Raw genomic sequence first — 22,884 nt, 5'->3', positions numbered from 1 at the left:
AAAGGAAATCTCATGAGCATCAACCTGAAAAACCGCAACTTTCTCAAACTGCTCGACTACACCCCGGCGGAGATCCAGTACCTGATCGATCTGGCTATTCAGCTCAAAGCAGACAAAAAAGCAGGTCGTGAAAAGAAAACGCTGGTCGGCAAAAACATCGCGCTGATTTTTGAAAAAACCTCCACCCGCACCCGCTGCGCGTTTGAAGTCGGCGCATTCGATCAGGGCGCGCAGGTCACTTATCTCGGCCCAAGCGGATCGCAGATTGGCCACAAAGAGTCGATGAAAGACACCGCCCGCGTGCTGGGGCGCATGTATGACGGCATCGAATATCGCGGTTACGGCCAGCAGATTGTGGAAGAACTGGGTCAATACGCAGGCGTGCCGGTGTGGAACGGGCTGACCAACGAATTTCACCCCACGCAGATCCTCGCCGATCTGATGACCATGCTGGAACATGCGCCGGGCAAACGCTTGTCGGAATTGCGTTTTGCTTATCTGGGCGATGCGCGCAACAACATGGGCAACTCGCTGATGGTCGGCGCGGCGAAAATGGGCATGGATATTCGCCTGGTGGCACCGAAATCCTTCTGGCCAGAGGCTGCACTGGTGGAACAGTGTCGCGCCATCGCCCGTGAAACCGGCGCGCGCATCATGCTCACCGAGGATGTGGAAGAAGGCGTGCAGGGCGTTGATTTCCTCTACACCGATGTGTGGGTGTCGATGGGCGAGCCGAAAGAAGCGTGGTCTGAGCGCGTCAGCCTGATGAAACCCTACCAGGTAAACGCTGCGGTGGTGAAAGCCACCGGTAATCCGCAGGTGAAATTTATGCACTGCCTGCCCGCGTTTCATAACGAGCACACCAAAGTGGGCGGCGAGATCGAAATGGCGTATGGCCTGAAAGGGCTGGAAGTCACCGAAGAGGTTTTCGAATCGCCTAACTCTATCGTTTTTGATGAAGCAGAAAACCGGATGCACACCATCAAAGCGGTGATGGTGGCAACCCTCGGCGACTAACCACTCCCCCGGCGCGCCGCGGGTGCGCCGGGGTTAAGGAGCACATCATGGGCAAGTTCAAGTTCCCTTCCGCTTACACCATCCTCTTTTTGTTGATTGCCATTGTCGCCGCGCTCAGTTGGGTGATCCCCGCCGGGCAATACCAGATGGCAATGAACCCAGCCCTCGGTAAAGAAGTACCGATTGCCGATACTTACGCACATGTCGCCGCGCATCCTCAGGGGGTAATTGCGGTGATCATGGCGCCAATAAGCGGCCTTTACGATCCTGATACCGGCCAGGCCGGCGCAATTGATGTGGCGCTGTTCATTCTGATCATCGGCGGGTTTCTGGGCATCGTCACCAAAACCGGTGCCATCGACGCCGGGATCGAGCGCGTCACCACCCGTTTGCGTGGCCGTGAAGAGTGGATGATCCCGATCCTGATGGCGCTGTTCGCCGCAGGCGGCACCATCTACGGTATGGCCGAAGAGTCGCTGCCGTTTTATACGCTGCTGGTTCCCGTGATGCTCGCCGCCCGTTTTGATCCGGTTGTCGCCGCCTCCACCGTGCTGCTCGGCGCGGGGATCGGCACACTCGGATCGACCATCAACCCGTTCGCCACGGTGATCGCCGCCAACGCCGCCGGGATCCCGTTTACCCACGGCATTCTCCTGCGCGTTGCACTGCTGGTGATTGGCTGGGTGATTTGCGTTGCGTGGGTGATGCGCTACGCCCGCAACGTGCGCGCCAACCCGGCGCGGTCGATCGTCGCCGACAAGCAAGACGAAGATCGGGCGTTTTTCCTCGGCAATAAATCGCCGGAGATGCTCGAATTCACGCCGGTGCGCAAACTGATCCTGCTTATTTTCGCGCTGGCCTTTGTGGTGATGATTTACGGCGTGGCGGTGCTCGGCTGGTGGATGGCGCAGATTTCGGCGGTGTTTCTGGCAAGCGCCATCATCGTGGGTTTGATCGCCCGCATGAGCGAAGAGGAGTTGACCTCAACATTTATCAACGGCGCGCGGGATCTGCTGGGCGTAGCGCTGATTATCGGTATTGCCCGCGGTATCGTAGTGATCATGGATAAAGGTATGATTACTCATACTATTTTGCACAGTGCCGAAGGCATGGTCAGCGGGTTATCCACCGTCGCGTTTATCAACGTTATGTACTGGCTGGAAGTGGTGCTGTCGTTCCTCGTGCCCTCGTCCTCTGGCCTTGCCGTGCTGACCATGCCGATTATGGCGCCGCTGGCCGATTTCGCTAACGTCAACCGCGATCTGGTCGTTACCGCGTACCAATCGGCGTCCGGCATCGTCAACCTGGTGACGCCTACGTCGGCGGTGGTGATGGGCGGGCTGGCTATCGCCCATGTCCCCTATGTGCGCTACCTGAAGTGGGTCGCGCCACTGCTGGCGATATTGACAGTGGTGATCATGGCGGCGCTCAGCCTTGGCGCTCTGCTGTAGCGCGCCGGGTGGCGCTTTGCTTACCCGGTCTGCGGCTAATATACAGGCCCGGTAAGCATGGCGTTGCCGGGCGTTTTGTTTCGGCAACCAATACGGGAAAAGAGATGATGGAATATGGAGATTATTCACCGAAAGAGCAGCTACAACTGGCGGTCTGCCAGCGCCTGATTAGCGAAAAAAGTTATCTTTCACAGGAGGAGATCCGGCGCGATTTGCAGCGCCACGGCTTCGACAGTATCAGCCAGTCCACCGTTTCCCGCCTGCTGAAGCTGCTCGGTGTAATCAAAATTCGCAACGCCAAAGGACAAAAAATTTATTCGCTGAATCCGCAGTCACGCCCGGTGCCGGACGCCGCCCGCTCCGTCTCCGAAATGGTGGTTAGCGTTGAGCACAATAGCGAATTTATCCTTATTCACACCGTGGCGGGATATGGCCGCGCAGTGGCACGTATTCTGGATTACCACCAGTTGCCGGAGATCCTCGGTGTGGTGGCAGGAAGCAGTATCGTCTGGGTCGCGCCAAGAATCGTGAAGCACACAGCGCTGGTGCATAAGCAAATTAATTATTTACTTAGAACGCATTAATATTCAAAGAGAACCGTTTGCATTGCGTAAAATGTGCATCAATCGCTTGATCCGCGAAAACAGCTGCGTATAATCCGGGACAATTTGCCGGGAGGAAGCATGAATCAGTGTGTACGACAAACTGTCTTACCGCGTCTGAAAAAAGGCGCTGGCCTGCCGTTTTCCTTCCCGTTGATCACCGAATTCCACAGCCCCTCTATTGAGGGGCTTTTTTTTGCGCAGTCGTCAGGAGATAACCATGGCTAACCCGCTATATCAGAAACATATCATTTCCATAAACGATCTCAGCCGCGAAGAACTCGAACTGGTGCTACACACCGCCGCACGACTGAAGGCCAGCCCGCAGCCGGAGTTGCTCAAGCATAAAGTGATCGCCAGTTGCTTCTTTGAAGCCTCCACCCGCACGCGTTTATCGTTTGAAACCTCCATGCACCGCCTCGGCGCGAGCGTGGTCGGCTTCTCCGACAGCAGCAACACGTCGCTGGGTAAAAAAGGCGAAACGCTGGCCGACACCATTTCGGTAATCAGCACCTATGTGGACGCCATTGTGATGCGCCATCCGCAGGAGGGCGCGGCGCGTCTGGCAACCGAGTTCTCCGGCGGCATTCCGGTGCTCAACGCCGGTGACGGGGCTAACCAGCACCCGACGCAAACGCTGCTCGATCTGTTCACGATTCAGGAAACACAAGGCCGCCTTGAGAACCTCAACATCGCGATGGTCGGCGACCTGAAATATGGCCGCACCGTGCATTCGCTGGCGCAGGCGCTGGCGAAATTCAGCGGCAACCGCTTTTACTTTATCGCCCCGGACGCGCTGGCGATGCCGCAGTACATTCTCGATATGCTGGACGAAAAAGGCATGGCCTGGAGCGTACACGCCAGCATAGAAGAGGTGATGGCAGAGGTGGATATTCTCTATATGACGCGCGTGCAAAAAGAGCGTCTGGATCCGTCGGAATACGCCAACGTCAAAGCGCAATTTGTCCTGCGCGCCAGCGACTTAACCCACGCGCGCAGCAATATGAAGGTGTTGCACCCGCTGCCGCGCGTGGATGAAATCACCACCGACGTGGATAAAACGCCGCACGCCTGGTATTTCCAGCAGGCCGGTAACGGCATCTTCGCTCGCCAGGCTCTGCTGGCGCTGGTTCTCAATCGCGATTTGGCGCTGTAAGGAGAAACGACAATGACACACGATAACAAACTGCAGGTCGAAGCCATCAAACGCGGCACCGTGATTGACCACATCCCGGCGCGCGTCGGATTTAAACTGCTGACGCTGTTTAAGCTGACGGAAACCGATCAGCGCATCACCATTGGCCTGAACTTGCCGTCCGGCGAGATGGGGCGCAAAGATTTGATCAAGATCGAGAACACATTTCTGACCGACGAGCAGGTAAACCAGCTGGCGCTGTACGCACCCCAGGCCACCGTTAACCGCATTGATGAGTATGAAGTGGTGGGTAAATCGCGCCCGAGTCTGCCGGAGCGCATTACTGGCGTGCTGGTGTGCCCGAACAGCAACTGCATCAGCCATGCTGAACCGGTCGCTTCCAGCTTTGCGGTGAAAAAACGCGAAAGCGACATCGCGCTGAAGTGCAAATATTGTGAGAAAGAGTTCTCGCACCATGTGGTGCTGGCTAACTAATTGCGGTTGGTATTGCGTTTTTCCCTCCCTATAATGGGGCGGAACCTCAATACCGCTGTCATTCAGGAGTTATTATGACCAAAGTTATCGCCACGGAAAACGCGCCAGCAGCGATTGGCCCTTATGTTCAAGCTGTTGATCTTGGCAACATGATCCTGACCTCGGGTCAGATCCCGGTTGATCCGAAAACCGGTAGCGTACCGGAAGATGTGGCGGCGCAAGCGCGTCAGTCGCTGGACAACGTGAAAGCGATTGTTGAAGCGGCGGGTCTGAAAGTGGACGACATCGTGAAAACCACCGTTTTCGTGAAAGATCTCAACGATTTCGCTACCGTTAACGCCACGTATGAAGCCTTTTTCAACGAACATAATGCCAGCTTCCCGGCGCGTTCCTGCGTGGAAGTCGCCCGTCTGCCAAAAGACGTGAAAATCGAGATTGAAGCGATCGCTGTTCGCCGTTAATGGCGGCTAAGCGAGAGATAAAAGGCAGCTTACGCTGCCTTTTTTATTGCCCACTTAAAACGCGACCGGTTTTTGGCTCTGCCCGCTTACCTTTAAATTTAAATCTCACAGGCTGCCAGAGGTTTCTTTTGAAGAAGTGGGTACACCCTTCAAGGGAATCAATTTATGTACGCTAATCACCCAGGCGTTCACCGGTTGCGCGTAGCGCGCAGCAGTTTTTCCAGCGGATAGACCGCCGCTATCACCACTTCGTCCTGAATTTGTGCCGCGTTATCCAGTTCTCCCTGAATGGACGCTATCTCGCCATCGTCCAGCGTCCCCTGACGCGCCACCAAATCCGTCAACCGCAACCCAATGGTGGCGAGCTTATCCACCTGTAAAATCACCGGGCGCATCGCTTTTAGCTGATAGTTGCTGTCGCTGAGCGCCAGCGCATCGCTGGTGTTACCCTGCCAGCGGCTAAAGAAATGGCGCAGCGACACGGCGCTGGTGCTGTCTTCCGCATCGCTCACCAGTCTGTCGACCCACTGGTTCATCTGGCGAACGGTGCTGCTCTCCGGTGCCAGCGCATCGGCAAAGCGGTTCAGCGGCTCGAACTGATGATAGTGACCGGCCTGGAATTTCAGATGCTGGCGCGTGTAGTAGTGCGCCGGTTCGACAGCCTGGGCGAGGATCTGCAGCGGCAATGTATCGGCGCTGTTCGCAAGGCGCGTGAACTGCGCCTGTTGCTGGCTGTGCTGTTGCAGGCCGACCGATACCGTCGACCAGCTATCCATCGCCTGCAAACGGCTGTACATGTTGTCGGTGTCATTTACATCCTGCGCCGACCATAACCGTTCCGCCACGGCAAACGCACGCGGCCACAGTTTGATATCCAGCACCGGCGCGACCACATTTTCCGCCCACAGCGCGGCTTCGCCTCCCAGTAAATTCGCCTGCTGGCTGGCGTCCGGCACCGCGGGAGCTATCCCTTTCGGCACCTCGTTTAGCCGCGCGCCGGTAACCGGGTAGCGCGCGTTGCCCAGCAGGAAGTAACCGCCAAGTTTATCGTCGGTGAGAGTGATGACCGGGCGGGTTTCGCCCATCCACGTATCGACGACAAAACTCACCTGGCGATCGCTGCGCCAGTCGATATGCTGCACGGCGCGACGGGATTTGCCTTTGAAATCAATAAATCCGCGCCATCCACTTTCGCCTTTCACCAGCGTAAACGTCCCTTCCACCGGGCTGCCTTTCAGACGCGGCATCGAAAACGACCAGCTTTGCGCGCTGTCGTTATCGGCAATCACATCCACGCCATTTAAGCCCTGCGGCACAATCTCATTGCGATAGTGATAGGCGGTGTACTGCGGCTGATCGAGGTAAAAACCGGTAGAGAGAATGCCTTTGTAACCCTGTTTTGCCACCTCGCCCAGCGCGTCCTGTCCCTGCCAGGACTGGATGACAATACTTTTGGGCAGATCCGGGTGGAAGATCTCATCCCAGCCCACCATCTGGCGCTGATGTTTTTCGAGGATCGCCTCCAGTTTGCGGTTGAAATAGGCCTGCAACGCGTGGCTGTCGGCCAGTTTGTTGTCGCGCATAAATTGCTGGATCGCCGGGTTGTTTTTCCACTGCGTATCGTCCACCTCATCGCCACCAATGTGCAAATACGCATCCGGAAAGATCGCCGCCAGTTCGCTGACTATCGCCTCCGCAAAGGCGTAAGTCGCCGCTTTTGTCGGATCCAGCACCGGTTTCAGCACGCCCCAGTGTCGCTCCATCTGATACGGCCCCGGCGCGCTCATCAGTTCCGGGTAGGCGACGGCAATCGCCGACGCGTGTCCCGGCATGTCGATTTCCGGCACCACGCGAACGCCACGCGCCGTGGCGTAGCGCACCACATCGCGCATTTGTTCTTCGCTGTAAAAGAGACCATCGCTGGCAAGCTGCGTCAGTTTGGGGTAGCGCTTCGAGCTAAAACGCCAGCCCTGGTCGTCGGTTAAATGCCAGTGCAGCACGTTCAGTTTCGCCGCCGCCATGCCATCGATCTGCCGTTTGATGTCCTCGACCGGCACAAAATGACGGGCAGAATCGAGCAGCAAACCGCGCCACGGGAAGCGCGGCGAATCGTCAATGGTCACCCACGGCAAGGTGGTATTTTCCGTGCCGTTTTGTATCAGCTGGAGCAAGGTTTCCATGGCGCGCAGCGCGCCAAAGCGGGTATTTGCGGCGATCTGCACGCTATTCGCATCAATGGTCAGCGTGTAATGCTCATCGCTATCCAGCTTCGGCAGCGGCGCCACTTTTTTGGCGATGGTTATCGAAATGGTGGGATGTTGCGGTTTTTCGGCCTGCGGTTGCAGCGTCCAGCCGGTTTGCCGGGCGATGCGCTGGCGCAATCGCATAACGGCGTCGCCCAGATCGTCACCGCTGACGCTGACAGAGAGCGTATCCGTCAGGACCAGCGAGCCCTGTGATGCCGGACGTTCAACCTTTGTCGGCCACGGCATCAGTGGCAAGTCACCTGCGGGTGCAGCAAAAGCGGAAGAACCGAGCAGCAACCCGGCAGTTAACAGGCTGTAACGCAACATAAATGTTCCTTCAGACGACGTCAGGCGAGGGAAAACATTTTGTTAACATGCGCCCTCAGGAGCGTCAAGCGCGCCGGGCGACGGGGATCACAGCTTGCGGGAATTGAGAGAAATACCCGGCCTGCACAGAGTGCGCAGACCGGGTTTAAGACAAAAGTTTATTGCCAGCCGTAGCGACGGCTATAGAAGCCTTTCATCCACTGCGTGAGCGTCATATAACCTGCGAGGATCGCCACCAGCCACGGGAAGTACGCCAGCGGCAGCGCCTGTAATTGCAGGTATTGCGCCAGCGGCGAGAATGGCAGCGCGATGCCGACACAAATCACCATCAGCGTCATCGCCACCAGCGGCCAGGCGGCGCGGCTCTGGATAAACGGCACGCGGCGGGTGCGGATCATATGCACAATCAGCGTTTGCGACAGCAAACCGACCACAAACCAGCCGGACTGGAACAGGGTTTGCGCTTCCGGCACGTTAGCTTTAAACACCCACCACATCACGCAAAACGTCACAATGTCGAAGATCGAACTGATCGGGCCAAAGAAAATCATAAAACGGCCCAGATCCGCCGGGTTCCAGCGCTGCGGTTTGGCGATCTGTTCTTCGTCGACGTTATCAAACGGGATCGCCACCTGCGAGACGTCATACACCAGATTCTGGATCAGCAAGTGCAGCGGCAACATGGGCAAAAACGGCAGAAACGCGCTCGCCACCAGCACACTGAAGACGTTACCGAAGTTGGAACTGGCGGTGATTTTAATGTATTTCAGCATGTTGGCAAAAGTACGGCGCCCTTCGATCACCCCCTCTTCCAGCACCATCAGGCTCTTTTCCAGCAAAATAATATCGGCCGCTTCGCGGGCGATATCGACGGCGCCATCGACGGAAATCCCGATGTCCGCCGCGCGCAGCGCCGGGGCGTCGTTTATGCCATCGCCCATAAAACCGACCACGTGACCTTCGCGTTTCAGCAAACGGACAATGCGCTCTTTATGCATCGGCGTCAGGCGGGCGAACAGCGTGATGTGTTTCGCCATTTGTGCCAGTTCATCATCGCTCATGCGCTCAATTTCGCTGCCGGTCAGCGCATCGCCCACTTCCAGCCCCACTTCGTGGCACACTTTCGCCGCCACCAGTTCGCTGTCGCCGGTGAGGATTTTGACGGTGATCCCGCTCGCTTTTAGCGCTTTGAGCGCTGGTGCGGTGGTCTCTTTCGGCGGATCGAGGAAGGCGATGTAGCCTTCGAGGATCAGATCCGACTCGTCAATGCGCTGGTAGTCACCGCTACGCGCTGGCAGATATTTGGTGGCAACCGCAACCACGCGCAGCCCCTGGCGGTTCAGCGTGCTGGTCACGCGCTCAATGCGACGCAGCATGGTGTCATCCAGCGGGAAGATTTCGCCGTTGAAACGCACCTGCGAGCAGACGCTGAGTATCTCCGTTAACGCACCTTTGCAAATCAGTTGATGAACATCCGCCTGCTGCGCCACCACTACCGACATGCGGCGGCGCTCGAAATCAAAGGGGATCTCATCCACTTTGCGCCAGCTCGCCGCCAGCGTCTGCGCCGCTTCCGCGTCCACACCTTCCAGTACGGCGGTATCGAGCAGGTTTTTCAGTCCGGTCTGGTAGTGGCTGTTCAGCCAGGCGCTGTGCAGCACCAGTTCGCTGACTTTACCGCTGATATCCGTATGATTTTCCAGCACGATTTTGTCCTGCGTCAGGGTGCCGGTTTTATCGGTACAGAGGATATCCATCGCGCCAAAGTTCTGAATGGCGTCCAGATGTTTAACGATCACTTTCTGTTTCGACAGTTTCACCGCACCGCGCGCCAGCGTGGAGGTGACAATCATCGGCAACATTTCCGGCGTCAAACCCACGGCAACCGACAGCGCAAACAGCGCCGCTTCCCACCAGTCGCCTTTGGTAAAGCCGTTGATCAGCAACACAATCGGCGTCATCACCAGCATAAAACGGATCAACAACATGCTGACGCGGCTGATGCCTTTCTGAAAGGCGTTCTGCTCGGTTTCTTGCTCACTGACACGCCCGGCCAGTTGGCCAAACCAGGTATTGCCGCCGGTGGCGATGACTATCGCCTGCGCCGTGCCGCTCACCACATTGGTGCCCATAAAGCACAGGGTATCGGCTTCCAGCGGGTTGCGCTGCGCGGCCTGGCGCGTCGTCGCCACTTTCTCTACTGGTAAGGATTCGCCAGTCAGCGAAGCCTGGGCGACAAACAGATCCCGCGCCTGCAACACGCGCAGATCCGCCGGGATCATATCGCCTGCGGCCAGCTTGACGATATCGCCCGGCACTAGTTGGTCGATAGGCAATTCGCACCAGCCATTCTCACCCTTCTCATTCACCACGCGCAGCACCGTCGCGGTATTGCTGACCATCGCTTTCAGCGCATCGGCCGCTTTGGTCGAGCGCGCCTCTTGCAGGAAGTTGAGCAGCGTCGAAATCGCTACCATCAACGCAATCACGCAGGCGGCGAAGAGATCTTCCGAGGCATAGGAAATAATGCCTAAGCAGGTCAGCAGCAGATTAAACGGGTTTCGATAGCACACCCACAGATGCACCCACCAGGGAGCGGGTTTCTGCGCCGGGATCAGGTTTTCGCCGTGGATTTCCCGCGCCAGTTCCACTTCTTGCGGGTTCAGCCCTTCCGGGTGGCTGGCGAAAGTGTGCCAGAGCTTATCGTGTTCCATCGCAGCAATCTGCAGGCAGCGTTCACCCATCGAGGCGGGGATAGCGCCCTGCGCGATATGTTGTACGCCGGGAAGCGGATCGCGCTGCACCAGACGACGCGGTAAATGGCGGTTGAGGCGAGCGAAAAGCTGCCGGGTAATGTTTTTCAGCATGATAGTGTCCTTGCCCCCGCATCACGCGGGTGCGATTGACAACTGGCGTAACAAAGCCGCGCCAGCTGGCGTTTTTTAATCGGGCAGGGACGAAAACGACGTCGCTGCCTTACGCATCCGGTAAGGCAGCAACAGCAGGCTTACCGGAAAAAGTATCTCCGTCGCGGGAGAGGGGTGGGATCGGGATCCATCTGGCCTCCGGTAAGGTGTGAAGGGCGAATCATAACGTAGCGGTATCATAGCTCCGCTGAATTAAACCAAACGTATACACGCCATCAATCGGTAGCACAAAGTGCATAAACCAGACTTTGCTCATTGCTGGCGCTTGGAAGGGATGCAAAACTCCTTTATCCTGCAACCCGCCCCTATCAGGAAAGGATTGAAGTATGCAAAACCGGCTGACAATCAAAGACATCGCACGCTTAAGCGGCGTGGGCAAATCCACTGTTTCCCGTGTGCTGAATAACGAAAGCGGCGTAAGCCAGCGTACACGCGAACGGGTGGAAGCGGTGGTCAATCAGCACGGTTTCTCCCCTTCCCGCTCCGCGCGCGCCATGCGCGGACAGAGCGATAAAGTGGTGGCGATTATCGTCTCGCGTCTGGATTCTCTCTCGGAAAACCTTGCCGTACAGACCATGCTTCCGGCGTTTTACGAACAGGGTTATGACCCGATTATGATGGAAAGCCAGTTTTCGCCGCAGTTGGTCGAAGAGCATTTGCAGATGCTGAGCCACCGTAATATTGATGGTGTTGTGCTGTTTGGCTTTACCGGCGTCACCGAAAGCCTGCTCACGGCCTGGCAGTCGTCGCTGGTGCTGCTGGCGCGCGATGCCAGTGGTTTCGCCTCGGTCTGTTACGATGATGACGGCGCAATTCAGCTGTTAATGGAAAATCTTTATGCCCGCGGGCATCGCCATATCAGTTTTATTGGCGTACCGCATAACGATGCCACCACCGGCAAACGCCGCCACGACGCCTATATGGCGTTTTGTCAACAACACCAGCTCGAACCCACGTTCGCCTTACCGGGCCTTGCCATGAAGCAGGGTTATGAACATGTCGCCAACGTTTTAACCCCTGACACCACCGCGCTGCTCTGCGCGACCGATACGCTGGCGCTCGGTGCCAGTAAATATTTGCAGGAACAGCGCATTGATAATCTGCAACTGGCCAGCGTCGGCAATACGCCGCTGATGAAGTTTCTGCACCCGGAAATTGTCACCGTTGATCCGGGTTACGCCGAAGCGGGTCGCCAGGCCGCCGCGCAATTAATAGAACAGGTCAATGGCCGCGCCACGCCTCGCCAAATCGTGATCCCTGCCCGCCTCGTTTAAGCCGCTTTATCGTTTATTGTGATCCTCGCCAAGTTTCGGGAACGTTCCCATTTTTAATTTTTTTGCCTGCGGTTACGCTTTGCCACGGTCAAGTTACGCATCATTTCTCCCCCCGAGAGGCACCAGGATGAGCAAAGTAAATCCGTCAGATATTGAACAACTTATTACGCTGGTTGGCGGGCGCGAAAACATCGCGACGGTCAGTCACTGTATTACCCGTTTGCGTTTTGTATTAAACAACCCGGCCGCCGCCGACCCAAAAGCGATTGATCAGCTACCGATGGTCAAAGGCTGTTTTACCAACGCCGGGCAGTTCCAGGTGGTGATTGGCACCAACGTCGGCGACTACTATCAGGCGCTGCGCGCCGCCACCGGTCTGGCTCATGCGGATAAAGAGCAGGCCAAACAGGCAGCGCGACAAAATATGAAATGGCACGAGCGCTTAATCTCCCACTTCGCGGAAATCTTCTTCCCGCTGCTGCCCGCACTGATTAGCGGCGGTTTGATCCTCGGTTTTCGCAACATTGTCGGCGATGTGCCGATGAGCAACGGCCAGACGCTGGTGCAGATATTTCCGCCATTGAAAACTGTGTATGACTTTCTCTGGCTGATTGGTGAAGCGGTGTTCTTCTATCTGCCGGTCGGCGTTTGCTGGTCTGCGGTGCGCAAAATGGGCGGAACGCCAATCCTCGGCATCATCCTCGGCGTGACGCTGGTTTCTCCTCAATTGATGAATGCGTATTTACTGGGTACGCAAGTGCCGGAAGTGTGGAACTTTGGTCTGTTCAGCATCGCGAAAGTGGGCTATCAGGCGCAGGTGATCCCGGCGCTGCTGGCGGGGCTGGCGCTCGGCATCATTGAAACGCGGCTTAAAAAGCTGATACCGGACTCCCTCTATCTGGTGATTGTCCCGGTGTGCTCGCTGATCCTGGCGGTATTCCTGGCACATGCGCTAATCGGCCCGTTCGGTCGCATGATTGGTGACGGCGTGGCGTGGGCGGTTCGCCATCTGATGACAGGCAGCTTCGCCCCGATTGGTGCGACACTGTTTGGTTTCCTCTACGCGCCGCTGGTGATTACTGGTGTGCATCAGACCACGCTGGCTATCGACATGCAGATGATTCAGAACATGGGCGGGACGCCGGTGTGGCCGTTGATTGCGCTGTCAAACGTTGCACAGGCATCTGCGGTGGTGGGCATCATTATCTCCAGCCGTAAAGAGAATGAACGTGAAATCTCGGTTCCGGCGGCTATCTCCGCGTTTCTCGGCGTAACCGAGCCGGCCATGTACGGCATCAACCTGAAATACCGCTTCCCGATGCTGTGCGCGATGATCGGCTCCGGACTTGCCGGGTTGTTGTGCGGTCTTAACGGTGTGCTGGCGAACGGGATTGGCGTGGCGGGCCTGCCGGGTTTTCTCTCGATTCAACCCGCTTTCTGGCAGGTCTTCGCACTGGCTACAGCGGTGGCGGTTGTCATCCCGCTGGTGCTGACCTCCTTTGTTTATCAGCGTAAGTTCCGTCACGGCACATTGCAGATTGTGTAATTTTTGGGGCGCGTTTGCGCCCCTTCGTTTTCGCAGGAAATCATGATGAATACCCTTCCCCACTGGTGGCAAAACGGCGTTATCTACCAGATTTACCCAAAGAGTTTTCAGGACACGACCGGCACTGGCACCGGTGATTTACGCGGCGTGATTACGCGCCTCGACTACTTGCAAACCCTCGGCGTCGATGCCATCTGGCTGACGCCATTTTATATTTCCCCGCAGGTGGATAACGGCTACGACGTGGCGAATTACACCGCTATCGATCCGCTTTACGGCACCCTGGCAGACTTTGATGAACTGGTCGCCCAGGCGCACCAGCGCGGTATCCGCCTGGTGCTGGATATGGTGTTCAACCACACCTCGACCCAGCATGCCTGGTTCCAGGCATCTCAGGATCCGGCAAGCCCATACCGTTCTTTCTATATCTGGCGCGACGGCGAACCAGAAACGCCACCGAATAACTGGCGTTCGAAATTCGGCGGCAGCGCATGGCGCTGGCACAGCCAGAGCGGCCAGTACTATTTGCATCTGTTCGCGCCGGAGCAGGCAGATCTCAACTGGGAAAACCCGGCAGTGCGCGACGAGCTGAAAAAAGTCTGCACCTTCTGGGCCGATCGCGGTGTCGACGGTTTGCGTCTCGATGTAGTGAATTTAATCTCCAAACAGCAGGATTTCCCCGACGATCAAAGCGGCGACGGGCGACGTTTTTATACCGATGGCCCGCGCGCCCATGAGTTTTTGCAGGAGATGAGCCGCGAGGTTTTTCGCCCGCGCGAGTTGATGACGGTCGGTGAGATGTCATCCACCACGCTGGAACATTGCCAGCGCTACGGCGCACTCGACGGCAGCGAGCTGTCGATGACGTTTAACTTCCACCATCTGAAAGTTGACTATCCCGACGGTGAAAAATGGTCGCTGGCGAAACCGGATTTTGTGGCGTTGAAATCGCTGTTCCGCCACTGGCAGCAAGGGATGCACAATGTGGCGTGGAACGCGCTGTTCTGGTGTAACCACGATCAACCGCGCATTGTGTCGCGCTTTGGCGAAGAAGGCGCGCTGCGCGTGCCCGCCGCCAAAATGCTGGCGCTGGTGCTGCACGGCATGCAGGGCACGCCGTACATTTATCAGGGCGAAGAGATCGGTATGACCAACCCGCATTTTGCACGCATTACCGACTACCGCGATGTGGAAAGCCAGAATATGTTTGCCGAACTGCGTGCCGCCGGGCGCGAGCCGGAAGCGCTGTTGGCGATCCTCGCCAGTAAATCGCGCGATAACAGCCGCACGCCGATGCAGTGGACCGCGCGTAAAAACGCCGGTTTCACCACTGCCGATCCGTGGATTGGTCTGTGCGATAACTATCGGGAAATCAACGTCGAAAACGCGGTCAACGATCGCGATTCGGTGTTCTATACCTACCAGTCGTTGATTCGCCTGCGGAAAAACTTGCCGATACTCACCTGGGGCGATTATCAGGATCTGCTTCCTGCCCATCCACATTTATGGTGCTACCGCCGCCAGTGGCAGGGAGAAACGTTGTTGGTTATCGCTAACCTCAGCAATCAGTTCCAGCCGTGGCGGCCAGAAACCTCGCCGGGCGACTGGCAGGTTATTATCAACAACTATGCGGAAGTTTCCCCTGTTCCGGGTGAAATGACCCTGCGACCGTTCGAAGCCGTGTGGTGGCATCAAAAATAAGCGTTTTTCACTTCCCTGGCGCAAAAAAACAGCAGGCATAAACCTGCTGTTTTTGTTGAATTTTTAGTCAAAATGAGAATGGCTAAATTTACATTTCCTCTGAGTGCCCGTCCTCTGCGCTATCCGGTTTTTACTTTGTCCTGAGTCAATAAAAACGCAAACATGTTTGATGCAAATCACTATATATAGAAATTAGAATGCACCCCAGCCCTATATGTTGTATTAATCGACTATTATTCGAACAAGCTGACCACCGCGAAAGCGATACACGCTGTGGATAACAAGGGCCTGGATGGGACGAACTTATTGGTTTTAGTAATGAATAACCAACCAGTCTGCGCGTCCTCCTATTGTGGATAACCTGTTTTCTAAAATGGAGTGATCATGACACCGCATGTGATGAAACGAGATGGCTGTAAAGTGCCTTTCAACTCAGAGCGCATACAAGAAGCCATTTTGCGTGCAGCTAAAGCAGCGGGAGTCGATGACGCAGACTATTGCGCCACCGTCGCAGAGGTAATTAGTCGTCAGATGCAGGGCCGATCGCAAGTCGATATTAGCGAAATCCAGACTGCCGTCGAAAACCAGTTGATGTCCGGGCCGTACAAGCAACTGGCGCGCGCCTACATTGAGTATCGCCACGATCGCGATATCGCCCGTGAAAAACGCGGCCGTCTGAACCAGGATATTCGCGGTCTTGTTGAGCAAACCAACTCGGCGTTGCTCAATGAGAACGCCAACAAAGACAGTAAAGTGATCCCGACCCAGCGCGATCTGCTGGCGGGAATTGTCGCCAAACACTACGCTCGCCAGCACTTGCTGCCGCGCGATGTGGTACTGGCGCACGAACGCGGTGAGATCCACTACCACGATCTCGACTACTCCCCATTCTTCCCGATGTTCAACTGCATGCTGATCGATCTGAAAGGCATGCTGACCCACGGCTTTAAAATGGGCAACGCGGAGATTGAACCGCCAAAATCGATCTCGACCGCCACGGCGGTTACCGCGCAGATCATCGCCCAGGTCGCCAGCCATATTTATGGCGGCACCACCATCAACCGGATCGATGAAGTGCTGGCACCGTTCGTCAGCGCCAGCTTCGAAAAACACCGCAAAGTCGCCAGCGAGTGGAACATTCCGGATGCCGACGGCTATGCGCGCAGCCGCACCGAGAAAGAGTGTTACGACGCGTTCCAGTCGCTGGAATATGAAGTTAACACCCTGCATACCGCGAACGGCCAGACACCGTTTGTCACCTTTGGTTTCGGGCTGGGTACCAGCTGGGAATCCCGCTTGATCCAGCAATCGATCCTGCGTAACCGCATTGCGGGTCTGGGTAAAAACCGTAAAACCGCCGTGTTCCCGAAACTGGTGTTCGCCATCCGCGATGGTCTGAATCACAAGTTCAACGATCCGAATTACGACATCAAACAACTGGCGCTGGAGTGCGCGAGCAAGCGCATGTACCCGGATATCCTCAATTACGATCAGGTCGTGAAAGTGACCGGCTCGTTTAAAACGCCGATGGGCTGCCGCAGCTTCCTTGGCGTGTATGAAGAGAATGGCGAACAAATTCATGACGGGCGTAACAACCTCGGCGTCATCAGCCTTAACCTGCCGCGCATCGCGCTGGAAGCGAAAGGTGATGAAGCGGCGTTCTGGAAATTGCTGGACAGCCGACTGCAACTGGCGAAAAAAGCGCTGATGACCCGCATCGCGCGCCTCGAAGGGGTGAAAGCCCGCGTTGCGCCAATCCTCTATATGGAAGGGGCTTGCGGCGTGCGTCTGAAAGCGGACGACGATATCGCGCCGATCTTTAAAAACAGCCGCGCGTCGATTTCGCTGGGTTATATCGGCATACACGAAACGATCAACGCACTGTCTGGCAATAAACACATCTACGACAACGAAGCCCTGCGCGCCAAAGGTGTGGCGATCGTTGAGCGTCTGCGCCAGGCGGTTGATCAGTGGAAAGAAGAGACTGGCTACGGTTTTAGCCTTTACAGCACGCCGAGCGAAAACCTGTGCGACCGCTTCTGCCGTATAGATACCGCTGATTTCGGCGTGGTGGAAGGGGTAACCGATAAAGGTTACTACACCAACAGTTTCCACCTTGATGTCGAGAAAAAGGTAAACCCGTACGACAAAATCGATTTCGAAGCGCCGTACCCGCCGTTAGCCAGCGGTGGCTTTATCTGCTACGGCGAGTACCCGAACATTCAGCACAACCTGCGCGCACTGGAAGATGTCTGGGATTACAGCTACCAGCACGTGCCGTATTACGGCACCAACACGCCAATTGATGAGTGTTACGAGTGCGGTTTTACCGGCGAGTTCGAATGCACCAGCAAAGGCTTTACCTGCCCGAAATGCGGTAACCATGACGCGTCCCGCGTCTCCGTTACCCGCCGCGTGTGCGGCTACCTCGGCAGCCCGGACGCGCGTCCGTTCAACGCTGGCAAGCAGGAAGAAGTGAAACGCCGCGTGAAACACCTCGGCAACGGGCAAATCGGTTAACACCTCCGTCGCCCGGTGGGTGGCGTTGACCCGCGCCGGGCACACGGTCAGTGATTTCACCATACCTGATTGCCCGATGGCGCTACGCTTATCGGGCCTACGTTTTCTGCCGCTACAATTTCTGTCTGATACGTTTCCTCTAAGCAGTTGACGTTGTAGCAAGGCGGCAAACGAGTAAATCCCGGGGAGCTTACATAAGTAAGTGACCCGGGTGCGCGAGTGTAGCCAACGCAGCTACAGCGCCAAATGCGACGAGGAAATATGAATTACCATCAATACTACCCAGTCGACATCGTCAACGGCCCCGGCACCCGCTGCACACTATTCGTCTCCGGCTGCGTACATGAATGCCCTGGCTGCTACAACAAAAGCACCTGGCGGCTGAATTCCGGCGCGCCGTTTACCAAAGAAATGGAAGATCGGATCATTGCCGATCTCAACGATACGCGCATCAAGCGCCAGGGGATTTCGCTCTCCGGCGGCGATCCACTGCACCCGCAAAACGTGCCGGATATTTTAAAGCTGGTGACCCGCATCCGCGCCGAGTGCCCCGGTAAAGATATCTGGGTGTGGACCGGTTACAAAATGGACGAACTGAACGCCCTGCAGCGGGAGGTGGTCGGGTTGATCAACGTGCTGATCGACGGCAAATTTGTTCAGGATCTGAAAGACCCGATGCTTATCTGGCGCGGCAGCAGCAACCAGGTTGTGCATCACTTGCGTTGACCATATTAGAGCCGCTTACTGGCATCCTGATAAGCGGCGGCTTTTTCGCGTTTACCGATAGACACAACGAATACCGTCACCACATGGTCTCTGACCTGATAGACCCACCTGTAACCCGTAGCCTGTAGCCTGTAGCCTGTAGCCTGTAGCCTGACGATCGTAATTTTATCTTGTAGCAATCCGGAAATTGATGCAGTCGGGCCTTTTCAATTCTCGGTTGAATCAGCACATCTGCCAGTTTCTTTTTGAACTGTGTTTTTACCGTGGCACCGAGTTTTTTCCATTCTTTGTATGCGCGGGGATCAAACACCAGCTCATAATTCATCCAGATTAACCTTGATACCTTTTTGCGGGTTCGCCAGCCGCTCCCGGACAATTTCCAGCAACGCCGATTCGTCCTCGCTCACCGTCACTGTTTTGATCGGCATACGCCCGTTTTCAGCGACATACTGGAACAGTAAGCGAACGGCTTCGGTTGGGGTGATATTGAGTTTTTCCAGCACGCGCCAGGCCTCTTCTTTGAGTTTGTCATCCAGTCGAACATTTAGCGTCGCCATTATGCCTCCGGTAAAAAGAGAATGTGTAATGCAATATAGCATTACATGCGCATTACACGCATTTGTGGAAAGCCGCTCTCATTCTTTCTCTTTCAGTGCGACGAGATATATTCCGACGCTGAATGCACCGGAGGAACGGCAAAACTGTTTTGCATACGTCTGACCTCCTCCGCGGGCGGTAAACCGAAGAGCCGTTTGAACTCGCGGTTAAACTGTGACGGGCTTTCGTAACCGACGGCGTAACAGGCTGCTGCGGCAGTGAGTCTCTGGCGAACCATTAATATCCGCGCCTGGTGCAGCCGCACCGATTTTACATACTGCATCGGCGGCATCCGGGTTATCGCTTTGAAATGGCTATGGAATGTTGGCACGCTCATCCCGGCTTGCTGAGCCAGTTGCGACAGCGTTAAGGGTTGAGCATAGGTCGCATGAATGTAACGCAGCGTTTTACCGATTTTACCGAACTGCCCCTGCAAGGCTAACGCGGCGCGCATCGCATTGCCTTGTGCGCCAGTCAACACACGAAAATAGAGTTCCCGCACCCGCGCGGGACCAAGGATCGCCGCCTCAAGCGGGTTACCGAGCGTCTCCAGTAAACGCAGCACCGCTGTTTTCAGCGTCTCGTCCATCGGGCTGGAGATCATGCTTTGCGGCGAAGCGGATAACAGCGGAAAGCCGTGCTGTTCAATTTGCAGCATCACATCTGCGGCGACCTGAAAATCCAGATGCATGTAAATCGCCAGCAACGGGTGGTCTGCCGATGCATCCGTTTCCATCACAAAAGGCACAGGAACCGCTACCGCCAGGTAGTGCTGTTCATCGTAAAGATAGATCTGCTGACCGAAATACCCCCGCTTGCTGCCCTGGCAGACAATCACGATCCCTGGATCGTAGAGCACTGGCGTGCGGGCCAGCGGGCGATCGGAACGCAAAATGCGCACATCCGCCAGCGCGGTCAGGTTGTACCCCTCCTGCGGGGCAAGTTCCATTAACCTCGCGATCATGTCAGACATCGCGCACCTCATAAGATCAGGCAATAAAAAGAGAAAATATGGCCTAAAAAGCCAGCAGGCCAGAGAATACTATGCAGCTTCCATTTTTCATGGGAGTAGGCGTTATGTCATCTGTAAAAACACTTTTTATCACTGGCGTCAGCAGCGGCTTTGGTCGTGCGCTGGCTCAGGAAGCACTGGCTGCGGGCCACAACGTTATTGGCACGGTGCGCAACCACGACGCGCAGCAGGCATTTGAAGCCCTGCATCCGCATCGGGCATTTGCCCGCCTGCTTGACGTCACCGATTTCGTGCAAATTAATGACGTGGTCGCTGAGGTTGAATCACACATCGGGGCCATCGACGTGCTGGTAAACAACGCCGGTTACGGCCATGAAGGGATCATGGAAGAGTCCTCGCTTGCAGAGATGCGCCACCAATTCGACGTCAATGTATTTGGCGCCGCAGCCATGATGAAAGCCGTGCTACCCGGCATGCGCCAGCGCCGCAGCGGGCACATTATCAATATCACTTCGATGGGCGGTTATATCACCATGCCGGGGATCGCCTGGTACTGTGGGAGCAAATTCGCGCTGGAAGGGATCAGCGAAACGCTGGGCAAAGAGGTGAAGCCTTTTGGTATCCACGTCACGGCAGTTGCGCCGGGATCGTTTCGTACCGAGTGGGCCGGACGCTCGATGATCCGCACGCCTCGGGCCATTGCCGATTACGATGCGCTTTTTGATCCGATTCGCCAGGCGCGCGAGGAAAAGAGCGGAAAACAGCCCGGCGATGCCGTCAAAGCGGCTCGCGCCATGCTGGCGATAATAGACAGCGACACACCGCCCGCGCACCTGCTGCTGGGTAGCGATGCGCTCAGTCTGGTGCGCGAGAAACTGGCGGCACTGACTGCGGAGATTGACGCATGGGAGGCGCTTACCCGCTCTACCGATGGTTAACGGGCACGGGGCGTGCAAGCGCCCCGGTATGGGCTCAAAAGCGGCTCAGCGACTCCATCGCCACGCTTTTAAACGACGCGAAATCCGCGCAGGCACAGAGCCTCGCCGTTACGCGCTCGCGCAGGAAGGTGACGAAAATATCGTAGATAGCCATCGCTTCTTCATACTCGCTCTTGCTGATCGCCAGCAAGAAAATGACATGCGCGGTTTCATCGCCCCACGCGATCCCCTGCGGAGCCAGCACGGTGTAGACCACCGTTTTTTTCGCCAGCAGCCCGAGGGCGTGCGGCAACGCAATACCTTCGCCGAGCAGGGTGCTGACAATCGCTTCGCGCTCGACCACCGAATCGAGAAACTCCGCATCGACAAAGCCTTCATCCTGCAATTGATGGCATAAGGTGTTGAACAGCGTTTGTTGATCCATCGCGCCGTGAATGATGCGGAAATGCGCGGCATCAAAATACTTTTCCAGCATCCACGGCCGCGTTCTGTCTACCAGCACCAGCTTGCCGATTTGCTCCAGTTGATACTCGCTGGGAAACGGCGCGATGGTGACGACCGGCTTATCTTTTTCATTTACCCGCGCGGTAGAGATGACAAAATCTTCCGCGATGCCGTCGCACTGCTCGTACTCACGCAGCGTCACGGTGCGTGTTACCACAATCTGCGGATATTTACGCGACAGCACCGCTTCAATCATCCGCACCATCGCATTTCCGACATCGCACACCAGCAACACCCGCGGCTGGCGCTGATAACCCACGTTGTAATGGCGCTCAAGACCAACGCCGATATGCAGCACCAGAAAACCGATCTCGTTTTCGCTGATCACATACGGGGTATATTTCCCCCAACTGGAGACCGCCGCCAGCGTCATATCCCACGCCATGGGATAGTGCTGTTTAATGTTATCCAGCAACGGGTTAGGGATCATTATCTGGTAGCGCACGCGGGTGATCATGGTTTTGATATGGGTGAGCAGATCCGCATGCAACTGATCATCGTTTTGCAGGTTGTAGTTATAGTGCGTGTTGATGTAGCCAAGGATGTAGTTGACCAGCGCTTCGTCGTCATCGGCGCTGATGGCGCTGGGCGCGATCTCCTGCACGCGTCGCCCGGCGATATGCACCCGCAGCCAGTGCTCTTCCGCAGCCGCCAGCGGTTTTCCCGCCAGATGTTGCAGCGCAGCAGAGATATCCCGCGCCGCCTCTTTGACATTTTCGTCCCCATCTTCGGCGCTGAATTCAGAGAGCGGATAGCCCTCGCTGATGCGGCGAACCGCCACCGCGCAGTAGAGGCGGATAAACAGATCGCCCTCATCCGTGAGACGAATATGGTGGCGATTAAAACAGTCATGCAGAATGGCAGCCAGCGCCTCTGGCACACCCGGATTGAGCGCTTCTTCGGTGATCAGTGGGTTATCCGCATTTTGCTGCGCCAGTTCCCACAACAGATCCGTCAGACAGGCGCGCAGCGCCATTTCGCTGCCAAACAGTTTCATGCCGTGGCGCGGGCGCGTTTCCAGCGTCAGACGGTAGCGGGAAAACCACTCCCGCACCTCGGTCATATCATTTTGCAGCGTGGCGCGGCTGACAAACCACTCATCCGCCAGATCTTCCAGCTTGAGCGAGAAGGCGGAGGTGAGAAAACGCACCACCAGATAATGCACGCGCTCCGGCCCGCTACGCGGAATGCGCAGCGCGCGCGGGCGCGACGCCTGCAAGCTCTGGTAACGCGTGGCGTCATCAATTTTCAGTTGATAGCCGCTGCCGCGCGTCAAAATAAACTGCGCGCCGTGGTGCAGCAGCAGAGCGTTCAGTGCGGTGATATCGGCCCGAACGGTACGCGTCGAGACCGACAAGCGCTGTGCCAGCTCATCCTGCGGTAGCGTCTCGTTTTGCAACATCATAAACAGTTGCGCCAAACGTTGGTTCGGGAATCGCACGTC

19 protein-coding genes and 1 pseudogene are annotated in these 22,884 nt (G+C 56.3%); 13 read left to right on the top strand and 7 right to left on the bottom strand.

Annotated features, from left to right (window positions below):
- Positions 1 to 12: 12 nt before the first annotated feature.
- From argF to ridA, 7 genes are all read left to right on the top strand, one after another.
- On the top strand, positions 13 to 1,017 hold the full coding sequence (gene argF / locus M8Q36_RS08645; protein ID WP_249880607.1) for an ornithine carbamoyltransferase: 1,005 nt from the start codon (positions 13 to 15) through the stop codon (positions 1,015 to 1,017).
- 47 nt (positions 1,018 to 1,064) lie between these two features.
- Positions 1,065 to 2,468, top strand: a complete 1,404-nt coding sequence (locus M8Q36_RS08640) for a YfcC family protein (protein ID WP_249880606.1) — start codon at positions 1,065 to 1,067, stop codon at positions 2,466 to 2,468.
- Between the two features lie 104 nt (positions 2,469 to 2,572).
- Positions 2,573 to 3,052 (top strand): arginine repressor, encoded by a 480-nt coding sequence (locus M8Q36_RS08635; protein WP_020456308.1) that lies wholly within the window; start codon positions 2,573 to 2,575, stop codon positions 3,050 to 3,052.
- A 99-nt stretch (positions 3,053 to 3,151) separates the two neighbouring features.
- Positions 3,152 to 3,298, top strand: a complete 147-nt coding sequence (locus M8Q36_RS08625) for a pyrBI operon leader peptide (protein ID WP_020456307.1) — start codon at positions 3,152 to 3,154, stop codon at positions 3,296 to 3,298.
- Positions 3,291 to 4,226, top strand: coding sequence for an aspartate carbamoyltransferase (gene pyrB / locus M8Q36_RS08620; RefSeq protein WP_249880605.1), 936 nt, complete (start codon positions 3,291 to 3,293; stop codon positions 4,224 to 4,226). The genes M8Q36_RS08625 and pyrB overlap by 8 nt, the downstream gene beginning before the upstream one ends.
- 12 nt (positions 4,227 to 4,238) lie before the next feature.
- Positions 4,239 to 4,700, top strand: coding sequence for an aspartate carbamoyltransferase regulatory subunit (gene pyrI / locus M8Q36_RS08615; RefSeq protein ID WP_017459088.1), 462 nt, complete (start codon positions 4,239 to 4,241; stop codon positions 4,698 to 4,700).
- Between the two features lie 74 nt (positions 4,701 to 4,774).
- Positions 4,775 to 5,161 carry a 2-iminobutanoate/2-iminopropanoate deaminase gene (gene ridA / locus M8Q36_RS08610; protein ID WP_249880604.1) on the top strand — a complete coding sequence of 129 codons (387 nt, stop codon included), beginning with the start codon at positions 4,775 to 4,777 and terminating at the stop codon, positions 5,159 to 5,161.
- A gap of 188 nt (positions 5,162 to 5,349) precedes the next feature.
- Here the strand turns inward: ridA and M8Q36_RS08605 are convergent, their stop codons facing one another.
- From M8Q36_RS08605 to mgtL, 3 genes are all read right to left on the bottom strand, one after another.
- Positions 5,350 to 7,734 (bottom strand): beta-N-acetylhexosaminidase, encoded by a 2,385-nt coding sequence (locus tag M8Q36_RS08605; RefSeq protein WP_249880603.1) that lies wholly within the window; start codon positions 7,732 to 7,734, stop codon positions 5,350 to 5,352.
- A gap of 158 nt (positions 7,735 to 7,892) precedes the next feature.
- Positions 7,893 to 10,601, bottom strand: coding sequence for a magnesium-translocating P-type ATPase (gene mgtA, locus M8Q36_RS08600; RefSeq protein WP_249880602.1), 2,709 nt, complete (start codon positions 10,599 to 10,601; stop codon positions 7,893 to 7,895).
- A gap of 140 nt (positions 10,602 to 10,741) precedes the next feature.
- A complete protein-coding gene (mgtL, locus tag M8Q36_RS25570; protein WP_228007843.1) occupies positions 10,742 to 10,792 on the bottom strand; it encodes a mgtA regulatory leader peptide MgtL in 51 nt (16 codons plus the stop codon).
- A 195-nt stretch (positions 10,793 to 10,987) separates the two neighbouring features.
- Here mgtL and treR point away from each other — a divergent pair, with 195 nt between their 5' ends.
- From treR to nrdG, 5 genes are all read left to right on the top strand, one after another.
- Positions 10,988 to 11,935 (top strand): trehalose operon repressor TreR, encoded by a 948-nt coding sequence (gene treR / locus M8Q36_RS08595; RefSeq protein WP_249880601.1) that lies wholly within the window; start codon positions 10,988 to 10,990, stop codon positions 11,933 to 11,935.
- A gap of 127 nt (positions 11,936 to 12,062) precedes the next feature.
- Positions 12,063 to 13,481 (top strand): PTS trehalose transporter subunit IIBC, encoded by a 1,419-nt coding sequence (gene treB / locus M8Q36_RS08590; RefSeq protein WP_249880600.1) that lies wholly within the window; start codon positions 12,063 to 12,065, stop codon positions 13,479 to 13,481.
- A 45-nt stretch (positions 13,482 to 13,526) separates the two neighbouring features.
- Positions 13,527 to 15,182 carry an alpha,alpha-phosphotrehalase gene (treC, locus tag M8Q36_RS08585; protein ID WP_249882740.1) on the top strand — a complete coding sequence of 552 codons (1,656 nt, stop codon included), beginning with the start codon at positions 13,527 to 13,529 and terminating at the stop codon, positions 15,180 to 15,182.
- 384 nt (positions 15,183 to 15,566) lie between these two features.
- Positions 15,567 to 17,702: an anaerobic ribonucleoside-triphosphate reductase gene (gene nrdD, locus M8Q36_RS08580; protein ID WP_249880599.1), complete on the top strand. Its 2,136-nt coding sequence runs from the start codon at positions 15,567 to 15,569 to the stop codon at positions 17,700 to 17,702.
- Between the two features lie 261 nt (positions 17,703 to 17,963).
- Positions 17,964 to 18,428, top strand: coding sequence for an anaerobic ribonucleoside-triphosphate reductase-activating protein (gene nrdG / locus M8Q36_RS08575; RefSeq protein WP_249880598.1), 465 nt, complete (start codon positions 17,964 to 17,966; stop codon positions 18,426 to 18,428).
- 5 nt (positions 18,429 to 18,433) lie between these two features.
- On the opposite strand, the pseudogene M8Q36_RS08570 reads toward nrdG, so the two are convergent.
- The 3 genes and pseudogenes from M8Q36_RS08570 to M8Q36_RS08560 all read right to left on the bottom strand — a co-directional run bounded on the left by M8Q36_RS08570 (position 18,434) and on the right by M8Q36_RS08560 (position 19,998).
- Positions 18,434 to 18,753 (bottom strand): annotated as a pseudogene (locus M8Q36_RS08570) (type II toxin-antitoxin system RelE family toxin).
- On the bottom strand, positions 18,743 to 18,985 hold the full coding sequence (locus M8Q36_RS08565; RefSeq protein WP_017459099.1) for a type II toxin-antitoxin system RelB/DinJ family antitoxin: 243 nt from the start codon (positions 18,983 to 18,985) through the stop codon (positions 18,743 to 18,745). Before M8Q36_RS08565 ends, M8Q36_RS08570 begins: the two are co-directional and overlap by 11 nt.
- A 92-nt stretch (positions 18,986 to 19,077) precedes the next feature.
- Positions 19,078 to 19,998, bottom strand: a complete 921-nt coding sequence (locus M8Q36_RS08560; protein ID WP_249880597.1) for an AraC family transcriptional regulator — start codon at positions 19,996 to 19,998, stop codon at positions 19,078 to 19,080.
- A 104-nt stretch (positions 19,999 to 20,102) separates the two neighbouring features.
- On the opposite strand from M8Q36_RS08560, the gene M8Q36_RS08555 reads away from it, so the two are divergent.
- The gene (locus M8Q36_RS08555) at positions 20,103 to 20,936 is read left to right on the top strand and encodes an oxidoreductase (RefSeq protein WP_249880596.1); all 834 of its coding nucleotides are present in this window, start codon (positions 20,103 to 20,105) and stop codon (positions 20,934 to 20,936) included.
- A gap of 34 nt (positions 20,937 to 20,970) precedes the next feature.
- Here M8Q36_RS08555 and M8Q36_RS08550 read toward each other — a convergent pair whose 3' ends face one another.
- Positions 20,971 to 22,881, bottom strand: a complete 1,911-nt coding sequence (locus tag M8Q36_RS08550; protein ID WP_249880595.1) for a BglG family transcription antiterminator — start codon at positions 22,879 to 22,881, stop codon at positions 20,971 to 20,973.
- Positions 22,882 to 22,884: the final 3 nt, after the last annotated feature.

Origin of the sequence: Kosakonia sp. R1.Fl, from assembly GCF_023516815.1 — a bacterium.
In the GTDB taxonomy this organism is placed as follows: Bacteria; Pseudomonadota; Gammaproteobacteria; order Enterobacterales; family Enterobacteriaceae; genus Kosakonia.
The sequence above is the reverse complement of the archived record's forward strand: the minus strand, read 5'-3'. Positions and strand labels throughout refer to the sequence as shown.